Origin of the sequence: Roseovarius autotrophicus, from assembly GCF_018069895.1 — a bacterium.
Taxonomy (GTDB): Bacteria; Pseudomonadota; Alphaproteobacteria; order Rhodobacterales; family Rhodobacteraceae; genus Roseovarius; species Roseovarius autotrophicus.
Genome location: NZ_JAGQDH010000045.1, coordinates 1 through 6,674 on the forward strand (window position 1 = coordinate 1; position 6,674 = coordinate 6,674).

Annotated in this window: 9 protein-coding genes; 7 read left to right on the top strand and 2 right to left on the bottom strand. The window is 63.5% G+C overall.

Annotation, left to right across the window (positions count from 1 at the left end):
- Positions 1 to 231 precede the first annotated feature (231 nt).
- The 7 genes from KAK09_RS18140 to KAK09_RS18170 all read left to right on the top strand — a co-directional run bounded on the left by KAK09_RS18140 (position 232) and on the right by KAK09_RS18170 (position 5,489).
- Positions 232 to 447: a phage head-tail joining protein gene (locus tag KAK09_RS18140; RefSeq protein WP_210880336.1), complete on the top strand. Its 216-nt coding sequence runs from the start codon at positions 232 to 234 to the stop codon at positions 445 to 447.
- 119 nt (positions 448 to 566) lie between these two features.
- Positions 567 to 2,015, top strand: a complete 1,449-nt coding sequence (locus tag KAK09_RS18145) for a phage portal protein (RefSeq protein ID WP_247651414.1) — start codon at positions 567 to 569, stop codon at positions 2,013 to 2,015.
- A 49-nt stretch (positions 2,016 to 2,064) separates the two neighbouring features.
- Positions 2,065 to 3,105: a head maturation protease, ClpP-related gene (locus KAK09_RS18150; RefSeq protein WP_210880338.1), complete on the top strand. Its 1,041-nt coding sequence runs from the start codon at positions 2,065 to 2,067 to the stop codon at positions 3,103 to 3,105.
- 4 nt (positions 3,106 to 3,109) lie between these two features.
- A complete protein-coding gene (locus tag KAK09_RS18155) occupies positions 3,110 to 3,481 on the top strand; it encodes a head decoration protein (protein WP_210880339.1) in 372 nt (123 codons plus the stop codon).
- A 57-nt stretch (positions 3,482 to 3,538) separates the two neighbouring features.
- Positions 3,539 to 4,543 (top strand): major capsid protein, encoded by a 1,005-nt coding sequence (locus KAK09_RS18160; protein ID WP_247651421.1) that lies wholly within the window; start codon positions 3,539 to 3,541, stop codon positions 4,541 to 4,543.
- Positions 4,543 to 4,854 carry a head-tail joining protein gene (locus tag KAK09_RS18165; protein WP_210880341.1) on the top strand — a complete coding sequence of 104 codons (312 nt, stop codon included), beginning with the start codon at positions 4,543 to 4,545 and terminating at the stop codon, positions 4,852 to 4,854. The genes KAK09_RS18160 and KAK09_RS18165 overlap by 1 nt, the downstream gene beginning before the upstream one ends.
- 5 nt (positions 4,855 to 4,859) lie before the next feature.
- Complete coding sequence (locus tag KAK09_RS18170) at positions 4,860 to 5,489, top strand: DUF6441 family protein (RefSeq protein ID WP_210880342.1); 630 nt, start codon at positions 4,860 to 4,862, stop codon at positions 5,487 to 5,489.
- 14 nt (positions 5,490 to 5,503) lie between these two features.
- Here the strand turns inward: KAK09_RS18170 and KAK09_RS18175 are convergent, their stop codons facing one another.
- Positions 5,504 to 6,049 carry a GNAT family N-acetyltransferase gene (locus KAK09_RS18175; RefSeq protein ID WP_210880343.1) on the bottom strand — a complete coding sequence of 182 codons (546 nt, stop codon included), beginning with the start codon at positions 6,047 to 6,049 and terminating at the stop codon, positions 5,504 to 5,506.
- Positions 6,039 to 6,347, bottom strand: coding sequence for a type II toxin -antitoxin system TacA 1-like antitoxin (locus KAK09_RS18180; protein ID WP_210880344.1), 309 nt, complete (start codon positions 6,345 to 6,347; stop codon positions 6,039 to 6,041). The genes KAK09_RS18175 and KAK09_RS18180 overlap by 11 nt, the downstream gene beginning before the upstream one ends.
- Between the last annotated feature and the right edge of the window lie 327 nt (positions 6,348 to 6,674).

Sequence of the window (6,674 nt, forward strand, 5' to 3'; positions counted from 1 at the left end):
CCATCAGATCGTCATCGGACATGGCACCGGATCGTTGCCGACTGATCCGGTCCAGCAGCGCGATGAAAGCCGGTGCCATCACGTCGCTTTGCACGGTGGCAGCGGCCATGGCGTCCTTCGGGAAAATGTCATTCCGCGCGAGGTCACGCATAATCACGTCTGGGGTCATGGATTCTCTCTTCCGGTTCAATGGGAATGAAAGACCCTTTTTGCGAAAGCAGGTCAACTCACATGCCGACAATCTTTGACCTTCGCGCGCGCCGTGACGCCCTCTCGGCGCAGCGGTCCTCTGGCGTGGCGCGCGTCAGCTATGATGGCAAGACGGTGGACTATCGCTCTGTGGCCGAGATCGACCGTGCGCTCGAGGCGCTGGACCGCGAGATCGCCGCAGTTGAGGGGCGGCGCATGGTGCGTCATATCCGTGTGACGACGACCAAAGGGTTGTAAGCATGGGGCTGTTTGACAGGTTTCGCCGCCCGGAAACTGGCGGCCCCGCGTCCTCTGGGCTTACGCGGCTCCCCCGGAGCCACGGTCCCTCCGGACTGCGCGCCCGTCTGGAAGGCGCAATGTCCCGTCGCCGCCTTCGCGGCTGGAACCCGCCGTTGGAAAACATCAACGTGCTGGTGGCCTCGGGCGGTCCGCGCCTTCTGGCCCGTGCCCGCGAACTGGTGGTCACCAATGGCTATGCGGCGAATGCCTGCGAGGCTTTTGCCTCCAATCTCGTCGGCGACGGGATCAAGCCTTCCTCGCTGATCGAGGACGCGGCTCTGCGTGACCGGGTACAAAAGCTGTGGCTCGGCTGGACGGACGAGGCAGATGCCGACGGGCTGACCGATTTCTACGGCCTGCAGGCCATGGTCGCGCGCGAGATGTTTGTCGCGGGCGAGTGTTTTGTGCGGCTGCGGCCACGGCGGGCTGAAGATGGCTTGCTGGTGCCGCTGCAGATGCAGCTTCTGCAGTCGGAAATGCTGCCCTTCGAGAAGACGGAAACTGCAGCCAACGACAACCCGATCCGCTGCGGGATTGAATTTGACCTGATCGGCCGGCGCGTCGCCTATCATTTCCGCCGCAGCCACCCCGGCGACAGCACCGACCAGCGGGTTGCTGTGCCGCAGACGGTGCGCGTGCCTGCCGAGGATGTGCTGCATATCTATCGACCCATTGATGCGGGCCAGATCAGGGGCCTGCCACATGTGGCGCCGGCCATGGTGCGGCTGTTTCTGCTGGACCAGTATGACGACGCGGAACTCGACCGGAAGAAGACGGCGGCGATGTTTGCAGGCTTCATCACCAAGACCGCGCCGGAAGACCCGATGATGGGCGAAGGTGCGGCTGATCTTGATGGCGCAGCGATGGCCAGCCTTGAGCCTGGCACGATGCAGGTGCTGCTGCCGGGGGAGGATGTGAAGTTCTCCAGCCCCGCCGATGTCGGCGGCGGCTATGAGGCGTTTCAGTACCGCACGCTGCTGGCAGTTTCCGCATCATTGGGGCTGCCGTATCACCTTGTTACTGGCGATGTGCGGCAGGCGAATTATTCCAGCCTTCGCGCCGAACTGGTCGAGTTCCGCCGCCGCGTGCAGCAATTGCAGCACGGGGTGATCGCGCATCAGCTCTGCCGCCCCGTCTGGGCGCGCTGGCTGGAGACGGCGCAACTGGCGGGCCGGCTGGACCTGCCCGACCCGGCGGCCGCGCGCGCCGTGCAATGGATCCCGCCCCGCTGGGACTGGGTCGATCCGCTGAAGGATATCCAGGCGCAGATCCTCGCGATGGAAGCGGGCATCACCTCACGGCGCAAGGTGGTCGAGGCGACCGGCTACGACGTCGAGGAGGTCGACCGCGAGAATGCGGCCGATGCTGCGCGGACAAGGCAGCTGGGGCTCAGTTACAGAACCAGCCCCGGAGAGACACAAGGCGCGCGGGCAACACCTGCAGGGCGGCCCGATCCGGGTGATGGGGCCGAGGGCGACAATGGCGACGACGCGGTAGCGACCGATCGCGCCACCAATCAGGAGTGACATCATGAAGAGCTGGTACACGATCCGCGCCCGGGCCTCGGGGGCGGAAGTGCTGATCTATGACGAGATCGGTGCCTATGGCGTCAGCGCGAAGGGGTTTCTGGCCGAGCTGGGCGCGCTGCCAGACGGGGTACCGATCGATCTGCGCCTGAACAGCCCGGGCGGCTCGGTCTTCGATGCCGTGGCGATCCACAACGCGCTGAGCCGTCATAGCGGTTCGGTCACCGTCTGGATCGACGGCATCGCCGCCTCGGCGGCAAGCTACATCGCGATGGCGGGTGACGAGATCGTCATGCCCGAAAACGCCTTCCTGATGATCCATGACCCGTCTGGCATCGTCATGGGCAATGCTGCCGATATGCGCGACATGGCTGGGACGCTGGACAAGATCGCGGCCAGCATGACGCGCGGCTATGCGGCAAAATCTGGCAAGCCGGAAGCGCAGATTGCGGCCTTGATGGCGTCTGAGACCTGGTTCGACGCGACAGATGCAGTGGATCTGGGGCTGGCCACACGTATGGCAGAGCCGGTGCGGATTGCGGCGAGCTTTGATATCGCGCGGTTTCGGAACGCGCCGCCTGCGCTGGTCGCGGACGTCGCGGAAACCGTTGCCACCTCCAACGGTTTTGAACTCGATCCGGATCATATGACGGAGGCAACCCTTCCGGCGGCGTCTGACAGTGATGTTGGGAAAGACAACATCACTCCAGGCGACACCACAACGTCAGCAGAGGACCCATCGGCGCCGCGTGAGCAAAGCGAGGGTGTTGCAGACGGGAACACCCAACCGAGCGGGGCGGAAAGCTGCGTTGCAATCGCCAACGCAGCACCCGATGCCAGCGCCATCCGCACCGAAGCCATCGCGCACGCCCGCGCCGTGATCGACCTTTGCCGTCTGGCGGGCCAGCCGCAGATGGCAGGGCGGTTTTTGGAAGAGGAGGCCAGCCTCGACGCGGTGCGTGCCAGCCTGCTGGATTTGAGGTCCGAGGCCGCGCCGCAGATCAACCCGCATCATCCACAACCCGGGCGCAGTTCCACCATACGCCCTTGGGGCGATGTCATCGCCCGCACATTCAAACTGAAAGGCTGACATCATGACCACGCTCACTGAAGGCCAACACGCGGGCGGCTTCCTGATCTGGGAAGTGCTGCGCGATTACACCCGCGAAACCGTCACGATCGCGTCCGGCGCAGGCAAGCTCGCGCCCGGAACGGTGCTGGGCAAGATCACCACGGGCGGCAAATACACCGCTCTCGCACCCGGTGCCACGAATGGCAGCCAGAATGCTGCTGGCATCCTCTGGGCCGCTGTCGATGCCACCGATGCCGATGTCCTCGGTGTTGCGGTTGTCCGGGGCCCTACCATCGTGAATCGTCACGAGATCAGTTTCCCCGAGGGTGCCACCGAGGCCCAGATCACCACCGCCACCACGGCGCTTGCCGCGCTCGGCATCATTCTGCGCTGAGCCAAGGCGCAACTTCCCCATCAATTACAGATCAGAAGGAGGCACGCCGTGGTCACCATGGATATCTTTGAAGGCGACGCCTTCTCCATCATCGAGCTGACCCGCGCGCTCGAAAACATCCCCTTCAAGCCCGCGATCCTGTCGGGGGCGAGCCTGTTCGGCAGCCGCGGCGTGCGCACGCGCACCGTGATGATCGAGAGCCGCGATGGCACCTTGTCGCTGATCCCGTTCTCGGAGCGCGGCTCGGCCTACGAGTCCCAGATCCCCGAACGCCGCGAGATGCGCGCCTTCGTCTGCCGGCAGTTCAAGAAGCAGGACGTGCTCTGGGCCTCGGAAATCCAGGCGATCCGCGACTTCGGCTCGGAAACCGCCGTGAGCCAAGTGCAGACCGAGGTCGCGCGCAAGATGGGTCGTCTGCGCAATGATGCTGAGGCCACGTTTGAGTTCCACCTTTTCAACGGCATTCAGGGCGTTGTGAAGGACCCGCGCGACGGGGCCACGGTGATCAACTACTACACCGAGTTCAACATCACACCTGCGGCCGAGGTCGACTTCGATCTCGACAATGCCACCCCCGGATCGGGGGCGCTGCGCAAGCGGGCCCAAGCGCTGATCGAGAGCGTCGAGGACAGCCTCGGCGGGCTCGCTGCCGGTCAGGTGCAGTTGCGCGCCGAATGCGGCTCGGCCTTCTTTGCTGATCTGGTGGCCCACAAGGAGGTGCGCGAGACCTATCTCAACACTGCCGCTGCGGCCGATCTGCGGGGCAGGGTGGGCGAGGAGGTCAGCTTCGGCGGTATCACCTTCCGTCGCTACCGCGGGGGATTGGGCTTCGGCGTGCCGACCGACAAGGCGTATTTCTACCCTGAAGGCGTCGAGGGGCTGTTCGAGATCTACTACGCGCCTGCCGACACCTTTGAGACGGTCAATACTGTCGGCCTGCCGCTCTATGCGCGCATGATCCCCGATCGTGACCGCGACGAATGGGTGCGGCTGGAGATCGAGAGCAACCCACTGCCGATCTGCACCCGGCCGCAGGTGTTGCGCAGCGCGCGGCGAACCTGATGAGCGCCGTCGCCATGGCGCTGGATGCGCTGTTCACCGATGGCAATATCGGGGTTGATGCGGTCTACACTGCCGATGGCGGCGCACCGGTTCTGGTCCGCGCGGTTCTTCGCCGCGCGGATGAGATCACGGGTTTTGGCGACGCCCGGCTCTGGTCCGAGACCACGCGCATCGACCTGCGCGTGGCCGAAGTGCCCGCCCCGCGCCCCGGCGACCGGGTTGAGATCGCGGGCGAGGGGTTCCTTATTCAAGGGGAGCCGGTGCGCGACCGCGAGCGGCTGGTCTGGACCGTCGATCTGCGCCCGGTGTGATCATCATGAAGCTGCAACTCGATATCACACCCGATCTGGTGGCCATGATGGCCGCCGAGATCAAGGCAGGCGAAAAGGCTGTCAGCAAGGCCGTGAACGAGGCTGGCAACAGCGTGAAATCCGCCTGGCGCGCGCAGATCAGCGGCGCAGGGCTGGGCCAGCGCCTCGCCAACACCATCCGCTCCGAGCAGTTCCCGAAAGGTCGACCCAGCCTCAGCGCGGCGGCGGTGGTCTGGTCCAAGGCACCGGTGATCATCGGCGCGCATGACACCGGGCCGTTGATCAAGTCGAGTAATGGGTTCTGGCTGGCGATCCCCACACCGGCCGCCGGCAAATCCTCGCGCGGTGGGCGGATCACCCCCGACGAATGGGAACGCCGGTCGGGGCTGCGCCTGCGTTTTGTCTATCGGCGAACGGGCCCCAGCCTGCTGGTGGCGGAGGGGCGGCTCAATGCGCGCGGGCGCGCTGTCGCATCGCGGTCCAGAACGGGGCGCGGCGTGACCACCGTGCCGATCTTTCTGCTGGTGCCGCAGGTCAAGCTGCGCAAGCGGCTGGATCTCGCCCGCGATGCAGAGCGGGCGCATGACAGCGTGCCGGGCCTGATAGTGGCGAACTGGTTGGAGGATCGGTTCTGAATTTGGATCGAACTTCAGCCAAGAGATGCTCGTACATCCGCCATTGGAATGAAAACGCGGTGCGGGTTGTCGGGATCTTCAAGGGGCTGGAAGCCGAGTTCGGCATAGAATTTCCAGCGACGCTCGAAATGGTCGTCTTGGAGTACGTCGAGTGTGATGGCTGCGGCCCCCATCTGGTCAGCAATCTCAAGGCAGCGTTTCATTGCATCGATCACAAGCGCGGTTCCAAGGCCCATGCCTTGTGAGTTTTCGTGCACGGCTACGGCGCGGATGTAGATGACCGGAATGTCGGGTATGCCAGCGCGCTGCCACTTTTTTGGACCAAGGTTGGCCCGAACGGCCATTGCACCGAGTGTATAGAAGCCGAGCACGGCGGGATCGTCGCCAGCCGTTGCGATCCATGCTGTGACCATTCCGGCCTTGATTTGATCCGAAAGCGAGGATTTCAGAAAGTTATCAATGGGCGCAAATCCGCAAGAAAAGGCGCTGCGATCATGCAGCGTCTTGTCGAATTTTGCGATTGTGAGGGCGGGCGTGTCCGCCGTGGTCTCAGCCGGCATCCTTCAGGAGGCCCTTCGACGCGTCCGCAGCGCGTGCCAAACCGGGAATGACCTTTCCCGGTGCCTCAACAGCGGCCTTGAAAGCTTCAAATGCGTCAATGGGCAGAATGGAGAGAGAAATGCGCTGTTCAACTTCCTGCGCACGCAGAAGAGCTGCCTGACGAATAAAGTCAGCTTCCTGCAAGCCAGTGGCAGCAGCTGCAGCCTTTATGCGCTCTTCATCAGCACGATGCATGCGCACCTCTTTGCGCGCCTCCATCTTGCCCGGCGTAAGTGCGGTGGTTTTGATCGCAAACATAATCGATCTCCTTCGCCGATATATGTACGGTATAACGCCGTACATGTCAATGATCCTCATGAGGATGATCAGGGTCGGCCGTATCGGAAAGATCATGATCACCATGATGATGATCGCCTCAACCATCCAACGGTAAGCGGTCGCTGGCCCTCACCTTTTGTTCGATTGTCTGACCTGCGATGCCGTGTCCGATGGAGATCGGTGCAGGAGTTTCGCGATGGCGACTACGGTGGAGTTTCTCAGGGGCTACGGGGTGGACATACGGACCAATGGTCAGCGACGCTGGCCAGATGAGGTCAAGGCTCGGATCGTGGCTGAGAGTTTGAA